The sequence below is a fragment of the Cutibacterium sp. KB22876 genome (assembly GCF_059728865.1).
Genome location: NZ_AP040858.1, coordinates 1,301,607 through 1,317,946 on the forward strand (window position 1 = coordinate 1,301,607; position 16,340 = coordinate 1,317,946).

Annotated in this window: 16 protein-coding genes and 3 pseudogenes; 13 read left to right on the forward strand and 6 right to left on the reverse strand. The window is 60.6% G+C overall.

Translation table 11 applies throughout. The features are described 5' to 3' along the window. The first annotated feature begins 2 nt into the window (after nt 1-2). From AC6I1W_RS05825 to fabG, 4 genes are read left to right on the forward strand one after another with little or no spacing between them, the layout of a single operon-like run. Nucleotides 3-1,268: a hydroxymethylglutaryl-CoA synthase family protein gene (locus AC6I1W_RS05825; protein WP_117189355.1), complete on the forward strand. Its 1,266-nt coding sequence runs from the start codon at nt 3-5 to the stop codon at nt 1,266-1,268. Further along, nucleotides 1,265-2,020 carry a polyketide synthase gene (locus AC6I1W_RS05830; RefSeq protein ID WP_249361235.1) on the forward strand — a complete coding sequence of 252 codons (756 nt, stop codon included), beginning with the start codon at nt 1,265-1,267 and terminating at the stop codon, nt 2,018-2,020. The genes AC6I1W_RS05825 and AC6I1W_RS05830 overlap by 4 nt, the downstream gene beginning before the upstream one ends. A gap of 19 nt (nt 2,021-2,039) precedes the next feature. Further along, nucleotides 2,040-2,291, forward strand: coding sequence for a phosphopantetheine-binding protein (locus AC6I1W_RS05835; RefSeq protein ID WP_171048587.1), 252 nt, complete (start codon nt 2,040-2,042; stop codon nt 2,289-2,291). Further along, nucleotides 2,288-3,013: a 3-oxoacyl-ACP reductase FabG gene (gene fabG, locus AC6I1W_RS05840; RefSeq protein ID WP_117189353.1), complete on the forward strand. Its 726-nt coding sequence runs from the start codon at nt 2,288-2,290 to the stop codon at nt 3,011-3,013. Before AC6I1W_RS05835 ends, fabG begins: the two co-directional genes overlap by 4 nt. Here the strand turns inward: fabG and AC6I1W_RS05845 are convergent. Further along, entirely contained in the window at nt 2,939-3,691 is a 753-nt protein-coding gene (locus AC6I1W_RS05845) for a 4'-phosphopantetheinyl transferase family protein (RefSeq protein WP_117189352.1), read from the reverse strand. The genes fabG and AC6I1W_RS05845 overlap by 75 nt on opposite strands. A 112-nt stretch (nt 3,692-3,803) precedes the next feature. On the opposite strand from AC6I1W_RS05845, the gene AC6I1W_RS05850 reads away from it, so the two are divergent. Further along, a complete protein-coding gene (locus tag AC6I1W_RS05850; protein ID WP_117189351.1) occupies nt 3,804-5,183 on the forward strand; it encodes a PfaD family polyunsaturated fatty acid/polyketide biosynthesis protein in 1,380 nt (459 codons plus the stop codon). 133 nt (nt 5,184-5,316) lie between these two features. On the opposite strand, the pseudogene AC6I1W_RS05855 reads toward AC6I1W_RS05850, so the two are convergent. Then, nucleotides 5,317-5,475: pseudogene (locus tag AC6I1W_RS05855) on the reverse strand (integrase core domain-containing protein); the annotation flags it as partial. A gap of 281 nt (nt 5,476-5,756) precedes the next feature. Between AC6I1W_RS05855 and AC6I1W_RS05860 the strand changes: the two are divergent. Then, nucleotides 5,757-7,043, forward strand: a pseudogene (locus tag AC6I1W_RS05860) (ISL3 family transposase); the annotation flags it as partial. A 33-nt stretch (nt 7,044-7,076) separates the two neighbouring features. Here AC6I1W_RS05860 and AC6I1W_RS05865 read toward each other — a convergent pair. Then, a pseudogene (locus AC6I1W_RS05865) lies at nt 7,077-7,700 on the reverse strand (short chain dehydrogenase); the annotation flags it as partial. 149 nt (nt 7,701-7,849) lie between these two features. On the opposite strand from AC6I1W_RS05865, the gene AC6I1W_RS05870 reads away from it, so the two are divergent. Continuing rightward, entirely contained in the window at nt 7,850-8,485 is a 636-nt protein-coding gene (locus AC6I1W_RS05870) for a DJ-1/PfpI family protein (protein WP_117189349.1), read from the forward strand. Here the strand turns inward: AC6I1W_RS05870 and AC6I1W_RS05875 are convergent. Further along, complete coding sequence (locus tag AC6I1W_RS05875; protein WP_486703030.1) at nt 8,442-9,134, reverse strand: HAD-IA family hydrolase; 693 nt, start codon at nt 9,132-9,134, stop codon at nt 8,442-8,444. The genes AC6I1W_RS05870 and AC6I1W_RS05875 overlap by 44 nt on opposite strands. A 26-nt stretch (nt 9,135-9,160) precedes the next feature. Between AC6I1W_RS05875 and AC6I1W_RS05880 the strand changes: the two genes are divergently transcribed. The 6 genes from AC6I1W_RS05880 to AC6I1W_RS05905 all read left to right on the forward strand — a co-directional run bounded on the left by AC6I1W_RS05880 (nt 9,161) and on the right by AC6I1W_RS05905 (nt 14,783). After that, complete coding sequence (locus AC6I1W_RS05880; RefSeq protein ID WP_117189347.1) at nt 9,161-9,823, forward strand: peptidyl-tRNA hydrolase; 663 nt, start codon at nt 9,161-9,163, stop codon at nt 9,821-9,823. 23 nt (nt 9,824-9,846) lie between these two features. Next, the gene (locus tag AC6I1W_RS05885; RefSeq protein ID WP_065674154.1) at nt 9,847-10,365 is read left to right on the forward strand and encodes a glycine cleavage system transcriptional repressor; all 519 of its coding nucleotides are present in this window, start codon (nt 9,847-9,849) and stop codon (nt 10,363-10,365) included. A gap of 24 nt (nt 10,366-10,389) precedes the next feature. Next, nucleotides 10,390-11,358 (forward strand): aldo/keto reductase, encoded by a 969-nt coding sequence (locus AC6I1W_RS05890; RefSeq protein ID WP_065674153.1) that lies wholly within the window; start codon nt 10,390-10,392, stop codon nt 11,356-11,358. 51 nt (nt 11,359-11,409) lie between these two features. Then, on the forward strand, nt 11,410-11,913 hold the full coding sequence (gene tpx / locus AC6I1W_RS05895) for a thiol peroxidase (protein ID WP_065674152.1): 504 nt from the start codon (nt 11,410-11,412) through the stop codon (nt 11,911-11,913). A gap of 156 nt (nt 11,914-12,069) precedes the next feature. Next, nucleotides 12,070-13,494 (forward strand): amino acid permease, encoded by a 1,425-nt coding sequence (locus AC6I1W_RS05900; protein ID WP_270235622.1) that lies wholly within the window; start codon nt 12,070-12,072, stop codon nt 13,492-13,494. A 53-nt stretch (nt 13,495-13,547) separates the two neighbouring features. Further along, on the forward strand, nt 13,548-14,783 hold the full coding sequence (locus AC6I1W_RS05905; RefSeq protein ID WP_270235625.1) for an alpha-amylase family protein: 1,236 nt from the start codon (nt 13,548-13,550) through the stop codon (nt 14,781-14,783). Between the two features lie 4 nt (nt 14,784-14,787). Here AC6I1W_RS05905 and AC6I1W_RS05910 read toward each other — a convergent pair whose 3' ends face one another. Both AC6I1W_RS05910 and AC6I1W_RS05915 read right to left on the reverse strand, forming a co-directional pair. Next, nucleotides 14,788-15,954 carry a nucleotide sugar dehydrogenase gene (locus AC6I1W_RS05910; RefSeq protein WP_270235627.1) on the reverse strand — a complete coding sequence of 389 codons (1,167 nt, stop codon included), beginning with the start codon at nt 15,952-15,954 and terminating at the stop codon, nt 14,788-14,790. 66 nt (nt 15,955-16,020) lie between these two features. Continuing rightward, nucleotides 16,021-16,332, reverse strand: a complete 312-nt coding sequence (locus tag AC6I1W_RS05915; protein ID WP_462553439.1) for a hypothetical protein — start codon at nt 16,330-16,332, stop codon at nt 16,021-16,023. Nucleotides 16,333-16,340: the final 8 nt, after the last annotated feature.

A 16,340-nucleotide genomic window follows, 5' to 3' on the forward strand; every position in this document is an offset into this window, starting at 1 on the left:
GCATGACTCGCACAGCAGGCATCGAAGCCATGAACTTCTACGGGGGGAGCGCTTATCTTGATGTCACGGAATTGGCGCGCTACCGAAATCTGGACAACGAGAGGTTTGAAAACCTGCTCATGCTTCAGCGTTCGGTGCCTCTTCCTTATGAGGATCCGGTCTCATACGGTGTGAACGCCGCCAAGCCGCTGATTGACGCTATGAGTAGCGCGGAACGAAGCAAGATCGATATGGTGATTACCAGTACCGAGTCTGGTATCGATTTTGGTAAGTCGATGAGCACCTATATTCACGACCAGCTTGGCCTGTCACGTCGCTGCCGCCTCTTTGAAGTAAAGAATGCCTGCTATTCCGGCACGGCTGGTTTCATGACCGCGCTGTCATATGTGCGTTCTGAAATGTCCCCTGGGGCGAAGGCTCTGGTGGTGGCAACTGATCTCGCGAGGTTCAATGCAGCGAATGCTGGCGAGGCGCTCCAATCAGATTGGTCTTTTGCTGAGCCGAGTGGTGGAGCCGGTGCGATAGCCATGGTTGTTGGACTGGAGCCGGAAATCCTTCGGGTTGACCCTGGGGCCCATGGCATGCACAGTTATGAAGTGATGGATACGTGTCGCCCGATTCCGGATAGCGAGGCAGGCGATGCGGACTTATCTCTATTGTCATATCTCGATTGTTGTGAGAATGCTTACCGTGACTATGCCTCGCGCGTCGCTGGTGTGGACTATCAGAAGACCTTTGATTACCTGAGTTTCCACACGCCCTTTGGGGGGATGGTGCGCGGAGCTCACCGGACAATGATGCGTCGTGTTGCCAAGGTCAAGGCGCAGGCAGATATCGATCGGGACTTCGAGACCCGTGTACTCCCGGGGATTCGCTATTGCCAGCGAGTAGGCAATGCTATGGGTGCCACGGTGTACCTGAACATGTTGAGCGCCATCGTGCATGCTGACGTCAGTCAGGCTCGGCGACTAGGCTTGTTCTCGTATGGCTCTGGGTGTTCCTCCGAGTTCTACAGCGGTGTCTTTGACCACAACAGCCAGGAGGCGCTTGCTCGTATGAATGTTGGTCAGCGGCTTGACGATCGTTACCGGCTGTCCATCGACGAGTACGAGATGCTGCTGCGCACCAATAATGAGGTTGGTTTTGGCACGCGAAATGTTGATTTAGACTTGGATCTGATTCCCGGAGTGCGCCGTGTGGGCGGGCCGCATCTTGTGCTCAAGCGCATCCGAGAGTTCCACCGTGAGTACGAGTGGGTGGGCGCGTGATCCCGGTTGAATTGACGTACCCACACGAGGGGGTAGCCCTGATCCAGATGTGTGATCAGGCGGGGGCGAATACCTTTTCTGCAGAATTACTTGCGGGACTTCAGTCGTCATTTTCCTCGGTGTCTTCTGATGAGTCGGTGCGCGCCGTGGTGATGACGGGCATTGGGCCCTACTTTTGCTGCGGGGGTACCAAGGAAGCGTTGCAGGAGATTCACGAAGGCAAGACAAATTTCTTGGGCAATGACTCTGGAGCAGAGGTGTACTCGTTGCCTTTGTCTTGCCCTGTGCCAGTGGTGGCAGCGATGCAAGGGCACGCTATTGGCGGTGGTCTTTCGTTAGGTTTGTTCGCTGATTCAATAGTATTTGCGCAGGAAGGCGTTTATGGGGCAACATTCATGAAGTATGGATTTACCCCTGGATTTGGATCGACGCTCATCTTCCCGGCTCGCTTGGGGTCTGTCCTCGGCAACGAAATGCTGCTGAGCGCTAAGACCTATCGGGGTGTTGAACTTGCTCGCCGAGGGCTGCCTGGGGAGGTCGTTCCGCGGGCGAAGGTACTTGATAAGGCCATGGCGCTTGCACGTATTTATGCCGAGCGGACCCGCCACTCACTGGTCACTCTGAAAGACACTTTGGTTGCTGATCTGCGACGGCGATTACCAGCGCAAATTGGCACAGAACTAGAGATGCATGAGCAGACAATTCATCGGCCTGAAGTGGCCGAAAGGATCGCAAGTTTGTACACCAACTGATCATCAAGGAGGAACGAGGATGTTGAGTCGTAATACAGTATTGGAGACCTTGGCTCGAGTGACGCGCGAGATTTTGGAATTATCGGAAAGCGCGCCGATTGAGCAAACCGATAGCCTTCGTGAGTTGGGGGCTAATTCTGTCGATCGGGCCGACATCCTTACCGACGCTATGGATGAATTGGGCATATGGACATCCCCCATTGATTTTGCTGCCGCGCAGAATATCGCCGACATCATTGATGTGCTGATGCGGACCGAGGTTGCTTCATGAGCCCCGTCGCTCTGGTGACTGGCGGTTCTCGGGGGATAGGGCGAGCAATCGCTGAAAGGCTGGGGCGCGATGGATTCGACGTCGCTGTGGTGGCGTCGTCGTCAGTGAGCGCCACTGATGAGACGTGCCGAGCGATCACTGCCGCTGGTCAGCGAGCCCAAGGATACGCCTGCGACGTCAGTGACTCTGTTCAGGTTAAAGCGCTCGTCAAACGTGTTCAGCAGGACCTAGGACAACCACAGGTATTGGTCAACAATGCCGGCATCATTCGTGACAACGTGACGGCAATGATCAATGATGAGGACTTTGATCGCGTTATGGACGTGAATTTGCGTGGTGCGTTCTTGCTGATTCGAGAGTGCTACTTAGGGTTGCTGAGGCAACGAACTGGTTCGATCATCAACGTATCGTCGGTTTCAGGGATTTCCGGCAACGCTGGGCAATCGAACTACGCGGCGGCGAAGGCTGGCTTGATCGGACTGACCAAGTCGGTGGCACGTGAGCTCGCCGAACGTGGCGTGCGTTGCAACGCCGTCGCGCCCGGTGTGATCAACACGGACATGGCTATCAACCTTGTGCAGGACGACCAGACGACACATATCCCGATGCGCCGTGTTGGATTGCCCGAGGAAGTTGCGGGGGTGGTCTCATTCCTCGCCGGGTCCGATAGCACTTATGTCACCGGTACGGTCGTTCGGGTCGACGGCGGTCTGGCGATGTGATGTTGTGTAGTTGGAGGTTTCAACGGTCAGGGCGGTTACAAGAAGGTTGTGCGAGCAGTCCCATGTCCCTTGCAACGATCGACCCTGCAACTCGGGTGGAAGGTGCGACCGGTGCAATCTGGCACAAAAGGTGTGGTCCAGCTTGAACGTGATCTCGCCATCGTCGAATCCGAGCCACGTTTTTGCCAGCGGATACCACGCCTTGAAAACGGATTCTTTGGCACTGAACATCAACCGTTCCCATGCGACGCCAGGCTGTACTTCGGCCAAAGCACTCGCGTGATGCATCTCCGCTGGAGAGAGGACACTGGAGCGAATACGGGGGGGAAGCGGTGAGTTGGGCTCTGCATCGATTCCGAGCGAGTGGAAATCGCTGGCACGAGCCACTGTCGCGGCTCGATAGCCCTGGCAATGAGTCATTGCACCGACGATCCCGGTGGGCCAGGTCGGTTCTCCTCGTGGTCCCGGTACTTGCACTGGACGACGAAGATCGAGCCTCTCTAGCGCCAAGCGCGCGCACGCTCGCACGGTCGTGAATTCTCGTACTCGCTTGTTCACAGCGCGGGCGATGAAGTGCTCTTCTTCTGGATAGAGTATTTCTGTGACGTCATCGCATAGTTCGACGGCAACTACATTTTTCGGGAGCAAACGGGGTAGGACGTTCGGTGTGAGGGGCATGTCCGCCTTTCCCGATCGGTCGAAGACGCCGAATCAGGGTCTTCCAGCGTTACGTTTCGACAGCAGGCGTCCTGTCGTCGAGAGTCAGAACTTCTAGCCATAAGGATACGGTATGAGCGTCTATACGGGGCATATCACCAGTCCATCTCATCCTGAGGATTCAGATCCGGCTTCCTTGGGTTCGGAGCGGTTCCGCACGGATTTCGGAGTCAGGATGCCCTATATGGTCGGGGCAATGTATAAGGCCATCTCGTCGGTTTCAATGGTGACTGAGTGCGCCCGTGCTGGCATCCTTGTCAGCTATGGGACGGGCGGCCTGACCCTCGCTGAGGCGCGTGACGGGATCCGCCAGATTCGTGCGGCTGCCGGTTCCGAGGCCCCCTTTGCTGTGAGCTACATGGCCCCGCTGAACCATCCTGAGCGTGAAGTTTCGTTCGTTGACATGCTGTTGGCAGAAAACGTCAAGCTGGTGGAGGCAGGTGCGTTCATTGAGGTCACTGACCAACTGATCCGTTATCGTGCGATGGGCCTGCATCGATCTTCCACTGGCGAGATCATCCCCGAACACAAGGTCATTGCCAAGCTGTCCCACCCAGAGGTGGCTCGACAGTTCGTGCTGCCACCTAAACAACGCAGGCTTGATCGGCTTGTTGCCGAAGAGATCATCACCCCTGAACAAGCAGATTTGGTCGTACACGTGCCGCTCGCCGACGCCATCACGGTGGAAGGCGATTCTGGTGGCCATACGGATGGGGCGGTTCTCGTCGCTGCCTTCCCTGCGATTGCTCGTCTTGTGCGTTCGTTGGAGATGGAAGTCTCCTTCCCACATCCGATTCTCATGGGGGCGGCTGGCGGGTTGGGATGCCCTGAGAGCATCGCAGCGGCCTTTGCCATGGGTGCTGACTATGTCGTTACTGGCTCGATCAATCAATGTACTCACGAAGCTGGCACGTCGGACTTGACCAAGGAATTGCTGGCCTCTTTGTCATTCCAGGACACCCGCAAGTGCATAGCGGGCGATATGTTCGAGGTCGGAGGGATTGTTCAGGTGGTCCGCCGAGGGCTGTTGTTCCCGGCACGTGCTCAGATGTTGCATGATGTCTATCTGAATACCCCTAGCCTAGAAGCCATAGATCCGGCAGTGCGCTCAAAATTGGAGCACCAGATCTTCAAGCAGCCTATTTCTCATGTGAAAGAATCAGTCCGCAGACACGTCTCGTCTGAGCGCTGGGTAGTCTGCGAGCGTGACCCTAAGGTCATGCTTGCTTCGGTGATGAAATGGTATTTCGCGCGCGCCACGCGGGCTGCGATCGACGGCGACGAGGATTGGCGTGCCGACCTTCAGATTCAGTGTGGCCCCGCGATGGGTGCGTTTAACGCATGGGCTCAGGGTACGGACCTGGAGGATTGGCGTGCACGGGGGGTAGTCACTATCGCTGAGCGGCTGATGACCGTTGCCGCGCAGTACGGTCCTCTTGCTCAGTCGACCTGATAATGCAAGGGTGAGTCGCCCCGAGTTTGGTCGAGGGCGTGTTATGCCGTGCTGACGAGTGGCGGGGCGGGTTGGTAGTCAGCGTAGTAGTTGCCTTGATAGGTGGTTGTGGGTAGGTCGTCGCAGTGGCCTGGAGGCGCCGAGTATTATACCAGTCGACCCAGGTCAAGGTGACGAGTTCGACAGTCTCAGTGGAGCGCCAAGGGCCCTTCGACCAGATCAGCTCCTTCTTGTAGAGACGATTCCCAGCCTCGGCGGCGGCGTTCGCGTAAGAGTTCCCGACAGTGTGAACTGCTTCCCAGAAGTTGGACTGAGAAATCAGTTCCTTCTTCTGGGGAGTTTTTGGATGCTTGTAGTCCGCTGTCGGAGGGGCAGCGTTTTGTGGCCGTAGAGTGTTGTTTCCTAGCTGGGTGTTGTCTCTCTTTAGATCAATTGAGCTGATCTTATGACCTCCGTGGGATAATTGGATCTTCACAGGTGAGGGTGTAGGCAATGGTAATTGCCCCGTGTTGGACAGGGGCCGAGGTTATTGGATGATGGGAGTTCCTACACTGCCTCACCAAAGACCTCGATATGCCCCAATGTAGCTACATCACCCCTGATCTGCCCATGTTCTGCCGCTTGGTCGACCCCGGCTTGTGGGTTATCGGCCAGCATCTCAGCCCTGAACGCGCCATCCTGTTGTGTCGCCCGGCCCACGCCGGGTTACTGGTGTCATCGCTGCGGTCGCCATGGATCACTACGTGACAGCGTGACCCGTGAACTGGCACATGCCCCGTTCGGCTGACACCTCACCATCCTGCGGGTCCGTCTGCGCCGCTATCAGCACCGGCTGCGGACATGTCTGGCGCCAAGACCTGTCGAGCGCGGCGCAGCCGCGCTCGTGCTTGTCCACGGGCGCGCTGCGATGGTCGTCGGAAGCGCTCGTGGACAACCACCTGTCCATGAACCGCATCGCTGCTGGGCATAGTGTTACCTGAAACACCGCCAACGATGCCTTCTTGGCCGAAGGACACCGGCTGCTGACCGACAAACCCGGCCGACTCGACAATGTGGTCGGGGCGGATGAGCACGTGTGGCGTCACACCCGCTGCGGGGACAAGTACATCACCGTGGTCATCGACCTCACCCCTGTCAGCATTGGCAACGGGCCCAGCCGGTTGTTGGCGATGGTTGAAGGCCGGTCGAAACAGTCCTTCAAGACCTGGCTCGCAACCCAACCCCAGGCCTGGTGCGACGGGGTAAGGATCGTAGATGGGTTTACCGGCTTTAAGACGGCGCCACGGGAGAGATTCCGAAAGTGATCACGGTGATGGCCCCCCTCCACGTGATCCGGCTGGCCGGCGACGCACTCGACCTGTGTCGACGTCGGGTCCAGGCCGAGCTCCATGGCACGCGCGGACGCAAGCACCATCCGCTCTACCAAGCTCGCCGAACTCTTCACACCGGCGCTGGTCTTTTGACTGACAAGCAGAAAGGTCGGCTCGACGCTTTGCTCGTTAATGACTGGCATGTCGAGGTTGAAGCCACCTGGGGCGTCTACCAGACCATGATCGCCGCCTACCGCACCACTGTGAGATCCGAAGACAAGACGCCATGGCCAAGCTCATTGGCGCGCTTGGCAAGCCCATCTCCACGGCCCTGGTCGAAGTCGCCAAGCTCGACCGCACCCTGGCCAAGCGACGCGACGACATCCTCGCATTCTTCGACTACCAAGGTTCCAGCAACGGCCCCACCGAAGCGATCAACCGACGTCTGGAACATCTGCGCGGCACCGTCCTTGAGTTCCGGAACCCGACCCACTATATCGCCAGAAGCCTGCTCGAAGTCGGCGGGTTCAGACCGGCCCTTCACCCCCGGATTGTGAAGAGCCGCGCAACCCCAGATCTGGAAAATCTGCCCACTTTCAATTCCATGAGCACTACGAACGTAGCCCTGGGCCACCTCGGTGCCAGACACTGGCTTAAAGCCGACAAAAGAGGGTCCGAATGCCTTACGAGCTTCCTTGAGCATCGTCGGACTCACAGCATTAATCCTGATGCTCCGCGGTAAGGACGACACTGCAGCCCTGACGAAACCCTCAACCCCTGCGTTCGCCGCGGTAGCAATCAGGCTCCCTGGGACAGGGTGTTGGGTCAAGATGCCTGTCGTCATGGTAATCGAGCCACCGTCATTGAGGTACGGAAGGCAATAGACCACGGCATTGAGTTGAGCAAGCATCTTGCTGCTGATTCCCGCCTGGAAATTGTCCGCTGTGGCATCCTCGATGGAAACAAACGGGGCCGATCCCGTGGTTGTCGCAACAGCATCAACCCTACCTACTTTGTTGAACATCTCAGTGATAGAGGATAGATCTTCAAGATCTACTGATACTTCGGTACTACGACCGACGGTAATTACCTCATCGCCTAGCTCCTCAAATGCCGCAGCTGCCTTGGAGCCAATAGTTCCAGTGCCACCAATGATGAGTACACGCATGGCATCACCCTCTTGTAGGCGAAGCTTACGAGCAAGCATAAGTGCTGCTGGTATCGGTCTTTCCTACCGTCACGCTGGTCCTCACGACCGCCTTGGGAGCGGCATGGATGTGCACGCTGAGGCGGAAAACCCCTCAGCAGCAGATGACGTCACCGCCGACACGCTTGCGGTGAAGATATCCTTATCGCATGAGTCGACAGGTCGGTGTCCTCCTTTTCGACGGCTTCGAACTCCTCGACGTCTTCGGCCCGGTTGAACTGTGGAGTCGGTTGTCGGACCGGTACGAGGTGACGTTCTGCGCCGTCGAACCTGGCCCGGTTCACAGCAGTCAGGGGGCGGTGGTCATGGCCACCGAGGACATGGATGCCTCCGCCGGTCACGACATCGTCCTGATCCCAGGTGGAATGGGGACGCGATCCCTGGTTGACGATCGCTCCTTCCTGACCCGGCTGCGTGGATGGACTGCTCCCGCATCCATCATCTCGGCGGTGTGCACCGGATCCGCCTTGCTGGCCGCAGCTGGCCTGCTGGAGGGCTACCGGGCAACCTCGAACAAGCGGGCCTTCACCTGGGCGTCCTCCCATGGCCGGGACGTCAGGTGGGAGCCACGAGCACGATGGGTGCATGACCGTGATCGGTGGACCTCGTCAGGGGTTGCTGCAGGTATGGACATGACCGCAGCCCTCATCGCACATCTGGAGGGCAAGGAGACTGCCGAAAGGGTGCTTCGAGAGGTCGAGCTGGAGGTCCAGACGGACCCCGACCGCGATCCGTTCGCGTTCACAGACGATCCAGCAACTCCGTCAAGCTACCGATCGTCGTAGTGCTCGGGTAAGGCTCGGAGGACAGCAGGAATCCCTCGATCCCTGCGGCTCGCGCGGCGTCGATGTCAATGGGACGATCGCCCACTGCGATGACCTCGGACGGATCCAGCCCATGACGCTCCATGAGTACCAGATTCATCTGGGGGTCAGGTTTGCGTGCGAAACCATCAGGGGCGCACACGAGGTCGTCCACCTGCACTCCCAGGGCGTGGAAGAGGTTCTCGGCGCTGGCGCGATCACGATGGGTGGCGACGAGGTTGAGGCCACCGCCGCGCCGCACGGCCGCCATGACCTCTGCTGCTCCAGCCATCAGCGGGGCGGGATCGTGCGCCCACTTCTTCTTCAACAAGGTGTAGGCATCGTCGAGCAGCTCGGAAGAGACGTCATACTGTTCGACTAAGACCTCGATGGCGTGGGCTATCGACTCCGACCTCAGGTGCGCGACCTCGAAGAGCTGCTGCTCGGTCGGTTCGGGCCACACGACCTCTGCGAGTGTCTGGTCGACCTCCGGGTATGTGTCGACCAGCGTTCCGCCCATGTCCCAGATAATGCTCCGCACGTCTTCGAGTCTTGCAGATGTGCTGCGGTGACAACGACCATCCTCGCGTCTCGTCGGGGCAGGCGGGTAGCCTGCCCCGAGTGACCACACCCGACCGCGAACCTGACCCTTGGGCTATGCAGCTGGTATTGCTTCGTGACAAACGTTTTCCGGCGCGCGAAGTGGATGCCTGCGAGGCGGCTGCCCGCGCCGTCGTCTCCCTCCTTGACGATCCTCGGACGGCACCAGGGGGCCCGTGGCACGACGCCGTCCAGCAATGGTCGGACAAGCGCATCCGTAAGATCGTCCGGCGAGCTTCTGGGAAGAGATGGGACGACGTCCAGGCCCTCAACGGCGTCACCGTCAGTCAGTATCCACCGGCCGATGCCGCTCCCGGAACCGGGCCGGCGATGGTTCGGGCCTTCGTTCCGGCCCCTGTCCATCCGCAGCCCAGACAGATCGACAAGCTGCAGGTCTCCGGCACGAATCTGCCCGCAGACGGCCAGTCCGCCACCTCGGATTCCGTCGTCACCATCGAGATCAATCCCCGCACCACCATGACGACCGGCAAGGCCTGTGCCCAGTGCGGTCACGCCGCCCAGCTCGCTCACGAGGCTATGAGCACCGGCACTGACGATGACCGACGAGCGCTGGAGAACTGGCGTCGAGACGGCTTCCGTGTTCGCGTCGTCACCCCGACTGTCGCGCACTGGGATGCCGATATCGCTCGAGTGAGGGTCGTCGATGCCGGGTTCACGGAATTCGACGGCCCCACCGCGACCACCCGGGCACGGTGGTGACCCGGGTCACGTAGACTCGTGCCATGTCTCAGCTCTTGCTCACCGCGGTCGGCGCGGATCGCGCCGGACTCGTCTCCGACCTGTCCGGAATCATTGCCAGTCACGGCGCGAACTGGCTTGACAGTCGCATGGCTCGGCTTGCCGGTGCCTTCGCCGGAATCGTCCTCGTCGGCATCGAGGACTTCAAGGTCGAGGCTCTCAAGGACGACCTCGGAACCCTCGAGGCCAAGGGGCTGCGGGTCACCGTCACCGACACGACCGCACAGGATGACGAGGACGAGGCCGTCCTCGTGGTCCACCTCGTGGGCCACGACCATCCCGGCATCATCCACAAGGTGACGGTCACCATGGCCCGTCTCGGTGTCACTATCGATGACTTGTCCACCGGCCTGCGCGAGGCTCCGATGGGCGACGGCATCCTCTTCGAGGCCGAGGTGCAGTGCCGGATCACGAACGCGACGACCCTTGAGGATCTACGCTCGGAACTGGAATCCATTGCCACCGAGATCATGGTCGACATCGATCTGGTCGACCGTTCCTGATCCCGGGGCCGACGAGGAGGCCTTATGACGCGCATCCCTGGCACCGATCTGGACATCAGGCCGCTGGTGTTGGGAGCCAATACCTTCGGCTGGACTGCCGACGAGCACGACTCCCACGCCATCCTGGACGCCTTCCTCGGCGCCGGGGGCTCGCTGGTCGACACCGCTGACGGCTATTCCCACTGGGCCGAGGGGAATGTGGGCGGTGAATCAGAGACGATCATCGGATCATGGCTCGAGAAAGGCGGCCATCGCGACGACATCCTCATCGCGACGAAGGTGGCCACCCACCCCGAGTTCAGGGGGCTGTCCGCTGAGAACATCTCGGCTGCTGTCGATGCCTCCCTGGTGAGGCTCCACACCGACCACATCGATCTCTACTACGCCCATTACGACGACGACAACCAGCAGATCGAGGACATGGCCGTAGCTTTCGACAAGCTCGTCAAGGCTGGCAAGGTGCGTTGGGTCGGTCTGTCGAACTTCTCGGTGACCCGGGAGCAGAAGTGGCTCGAGGTGGCCGAGCACGAGGGGCTGGCGAGTCCGATCGCTCTGCAGCCTCAGTACAACCTGCTGCACCGCGCCGACGTCGAGGATCCCCAGGGGTACGGCCAGCTGGCCAGTGAGTACAATCTGGCCCTCTTCCCGTACTTCTCGCTGGCATCGGGCTTTCTGACCGGCAAGTACGCCACCCGTGACGACCTCCACGGTGTTGCCAGGGAATCGATGATGGCGGCGTACCTGCCTGACGACGAGCACGAAAAGGCGGCCTTCACGGTTCTCGACCAGCTGAGGGAGATCGCCGGTGACCACGGCGTCGAGGTGACGTCGGTCTCGTTGGCGTGGCTGATGGCCAAGGGTGTCACTGCACCGATCGCCTCGGCGCGCACCGTGGATCAACTCGGTCCGTTGCTCGCCGCCACCGATCTGACCTTGTCCCATGACGAGGTGTGTGCTTTGGACGCGGCGTCGGAGCTGTTCACTCGCGACTGAAAGCCGACCAGATCCTCGTGGTTGGAGGCTGAAGCCGCATAAAGTGCGAATATGGCCACTACTGCTTTCAAGGGACAAACCGTCAACACCGTCGCCGACCTGCCCCAGGTTGGATCCGATCTTCCGTCATTCACCCTCGTCAAGACCGATCTGTCGGAGCTGACCAGCGACGAGCTCAAGGGTGAGAAGCTCGTCCTCAACATCTTCCCGAGCCTCGACACCGGTGTCTGCGCGAAGAGCGTGCGCACCTTCAACGAGAAGGCTGCCGGACTCGACGACACCACCGTGCTGTGCGTTTCCCGTGACCTTCCCTTCGCCCAGGCCCGCTTCTGCGGCGCCGAGGGAATCGAGAACGTCGTCGTCGCCTCGGCCTTCCGCTCCCACTTCGGCAAGGATCTCGGCGTCACCCTCGCCGACGGCCCGATGCAGCACCTGCTGGCCCGCGCCGTCATCGTCGTGGACGCCGAGGGCAAGGTGGCCTACACCCAGCTGGTCGACGAGATCACCACCGAGCCCGACTACGATGCTGCTCTCGAGGCCGTCAAGAAGGCCTGATTCAAGCGCATTCCAGGGGCGTTCCGACGACATGCTGGGGCGCCCCTGCCTTCTGCCCTGGTTGCCATACGGGGTATGGGCGAGGAGGTGTCCTGGAACGGTAGAGTGACCAAAACCGCGTCCAGAAGGGCGGGGCGCTCCTATCTGAGGACCACCATGGACGGCGAATTAAAGCGTGGGCTCTCCTCGCGCCACATGAACATGATCGCGATCGGCGGGGCTATCGGGACCGGCCTCTTCGTGGCATCCGGCGCCACCATCTCCCAGGCCGGACCGGGCGGAGCCCTGGTGGCCTACCTGGCCATGGGACTCATGGTCTTCCTGCTCATGCAGTCCCTGGGGGAGATGAGTTCCTATCTCCCGGTACCGGGAACCTTCGAGACCTACGCGACCAGATTCGTCTCCCCGTCCTTCGGCTTCGCGCTGGGCTGGAATTATTGGTTCAACTGGGCCATCACGGTGGCCGCTGAGCTCGCTGCCGCCTCGATCGTCATGGCCTACTGGTGGCCAAGTGTGCCGTCATGGATGTGGTCAGCCGGGTTCCTGGCCCTGCTGTTCCTGCTGAACGTGTTGTCCGCGCGGGCCTATGGCGAGGGAGAGTTCTGGTTCGCCATCATCAAGGTGGCTGCAGTCCTCGTCTTCCTGGTCCTTGGCATCCTCATGATCGCGGGCATCATGGGCAACTCCCCGGGGGTCTCCAACTGGCATCACGGCGATGCCCCCTTCGTCCACGGCTTCGGCGGCATCATGACGGTTTTCCTCATCGCCGGATTCTCATTCCAGGGCACCGAGCTCATCGGTATCGCGGCGGGGGAGTCGAAGGATCCTGACACGGCCATTCCCAAGGCCACTAAGCAGATCTTCTGGCGGATCATGATCTTCTACATCGGCGCCATCGCGGTCATCGGGCTGCTGTTGCCCTACACGGACCCGAACCTGCTTGCTGGCGAGGTGACCGACGTCGCCGTCAGTCCCTTCACCCTGGTACTGAAGCGAGCCGGAGTCGCCGCGGCCGCAGCCGTCCTGAACGCCGTCATCCTCACCTCGGTGCTCTCAGCCGGCAACTCAGGTCTCTACGCCTCCACCCGGATGCTCTATGCCCTCGCGCGGGAGGGCAAGGCCCCCAGCATCCTCGGCACCACCAACCGACGCGGTATCCCGGTGCCGGCACTCATCGTCACCACCCTCGTCGGTGCAGCCTGCTTCGCCGCGTCCTTGGTTGGTTCTGGCCAGGCCTACACCTGGTTGGTCAACATCTCCGGACTGTGTGGGTTCATCGCCTGGATTGGCATTGCGATATGTCACATCCAGTTCAGGCGCGCCTTCCTGGCACAGGGGCATGATTTGTCCGAATTGCCATATCAGGCGCGTTGGTACCCGGCCGGGCCGATCGTGGCCGGCGTCCTGTGCGTCATCGTCACCCTGGGGCAGGGCCGTGACGCCGTTCTCAGCGGTGACGTCACCGGCATGGTCGTCGCGTACATCACCATTCCGGTCTTCCTGGCGCTGTGGCTCGGTCACAAACTCGTCACCAAGGCGCCTCGTGCAGACCTTTCCACCGCAGACCTCGACCACGACTGACATGATGGAAGGGTTGCAGCGAAACGGCTGTGGCGACGGCGAACGGAGGCATCATGGCTCGACGTCCGGGATGGGTTGATCATCTCATCGGTTGGCACGTCTATCCCCTGGGGTTCGTGGGAGCTCCCAAGCGGCTCCAATCCGGCGAGGTCAGCCATCGCCTCGGACATCTGGAAGCCTGGCTCGACCACGCGGCCTCCCTCGGGTGTTCAGGCCTGGCACTGGGGCCGATCTTCGCCTCGGCCAGCCATGGTTACGACACCTTGGACTATTTCGCCGTCGATCCTCGCCTCGGCGACGACACCGACTTCGACCACCTTGTCCATGCCGCTCACTCCCGTGGCCTGTCGGTACTGCTTGACGGGGTGTTCAACCACGTCTCGAGTCGTAACCAGGTCGTGCAGGATGCCCTGGTGGCCGGGCCGGACACCGATGCCGGACGGATGGTCCGCTGGCGTGACGGTCAGCCCGACGTCTTCGAGGGCCACGGTGACCTCGTCGCCCTCAACCATGACGACCCCGCCGTTCGTGACCTCGTCACCCGGGTCATGAACCACTGGTCTGACCGCGGTGTCGACGGTTGGCGACTCGACGCCGCCTACTCCGTCAATCCGGAGTTCTGGGCTGCGGTCCTGCCGTCGGTGCGTGCGGAGCACCCCGACGTGTGGGTCTTCGGCGAGGTCATCCATGGCGATTATGCGGGAATCGTCAAGGCCTCCGGTATGGACTCGGTAACCCAGTACGAGCTGTGGAAGGCAATCTGGTCGTCCATCGAATCCCGTAATTTCTTCGAGCTCGATCATGCCCTGGGACGTCACAACGAGTTTTTCGATGCCTTCACCCCGATGACCTTCGTCGGCAACCACGACGTCACCCGCATCGCCTCGAAGGTGGGGCAGGATGGTGCGATGGCCGCGACCGCGGTGCTGGCCACCATTGGCGGCGTCCCGCTCATCTACTACGGGGATGAGCTGGCATACCGCGGCATCAAGGAGGAGAGGTTCGGGGGTGACGACGACATCCGTCCGGTGTTCCCGGCCAGCCCGACGGAGCTGTCCAACCTTGGCGCCGAGACTCTGCGCGCCCACCAGGACCTGCTCGGTCTGCGGCGACGTCATCCCTGGCTCGTCGACGCCCGTACCGAGTCCCTCGACCTGACCAACGAGCGCTATGTCTACCGCAGTGGTGTCCCCGGGGTGGAGCCCCTCGTCGTCGAGCTCGACGTGCGCGACGGATGCTCGGCCCTCATCCGCGAGGCCGGTCAGGTCATCTGGTCCAGCCGGACCTGAGAACTCAGTCGCCGCCGAAGAGGTCTCGGGTGTAGACCTTCTCGGCAACGTCAGCCAGCTCGGGGGACATCCGATTGGCGATGATGACGTCGCAGTCGGCCTTGAAGGAGTCAAGGTCTCTGGTGACCTTCGAGCGGAAGAACTCATCCCCCTCGAAGGTCGGCTCATAGACGACGACCTCGATGCCCTTGGCCTTGATGCGCTTCATGACCCCTTGGATCGAGGAGGAGCGGAAGTTGTCCGAGCCGGCCTTCATGACCAGTCGGAAGATACCCACCCGCTTCGGATCCCTGGCGATGATGTCGGAGGCGATGAAGTCCTTGCGCACCGTGTTGGAGTCGACGATGGCTTGAATGAGGGTCTGGGGGACATCCTGGTAGTTGGCCAGTAGCTGACGGGTGTCCTTGGGTAGACAGTACCCGCCGTAGCCGAAGGAGGGGTTGTTGTAGTGGTCGCCGATGCGCGGGTCCAGGCACACCCCCTCGATGATCTGGCGGGTCTCCAGGCCACGCTGGGAAGCGTAGGTGTCGAGCTCGTTGAAGAAGGACACCCGCATGGCCAGGTAGGTGTTGGCGAACAGTTTGATGGCCTCGGCCTCGGTGGCCCCGACGAAGAGTACGGGGATGTCGGTGTCGACGGCCCCGGCAGTCATGAGGTCGGCGAAGAGGTGGGCCTTAGCCGAGTCCGATCCGACGACGATCCGTGACGGATGGAGGTTGTCGTGGAGGGCCCGGCCCTCGCGGAGGAACTCGGGGGAGAAGATGACGTCGAGTCCGGGGCGCTCCTTGCGAACCCCCTCGACGAATCCCACCGGAATTGTCGACTTGATGACGATGGTCGCCTCGGGGGCGAGCTCCTGTACCAGGTCGAGGACTCCGTCGACGCTCGAGGTGTCGAAATAATTCTGGTCAGGGTCATAGTTCGTCGGGGTGGCGATAATGACGAAGTCCGCCCCCCGGTACGCGTCCTGCGGATCAGTGGTGGCACGCAGGTCCAAGTCGTGGTGAGCCAGGTACTCCGCGATCAGAGGATCGACGATCGTCGTCTGTTCGTTGTTGACCATCGAGACGCGTTCAGCGTCGATGTCGACAGCAACGACACGGTTGTGCTGGGCGAGCAACACTGCATTGGCCATGCCGACATAGCCCAGTCCTGCGACAGCGATTTTCACGGGCACTCCCAGATAGCTGTGTGCGACGGTATGAATGCTGGCCGTTGCACATGGACCACCATCATCTTAGACGTGTGCGTTGTGGTGTCTGGAGGTTGCCCGTCGGGGAATGCTCTTACTCCCTGACGTCTCCTGTTTCTGGGGTGCCGCCTGTGAAGCCGTGGCGGGTGATGACGAGTAGTCGCTGTCGTATTTCGTGTATCCGTAGCCGTACGCCGATTCGCCGTATCTCAGATGCGACAGTTTCGAGGAGTCGGCACGGTTCAAGACGATGCCCGAGACCATGCCTCCTGCGTTCTCGATGGAGGAAACTGTGCTTTCAACCTGGTCGACGGTCGTGTGTCCGACCTGGGCCACAACGATGACGGTGTCTGCCAACCGGGAGA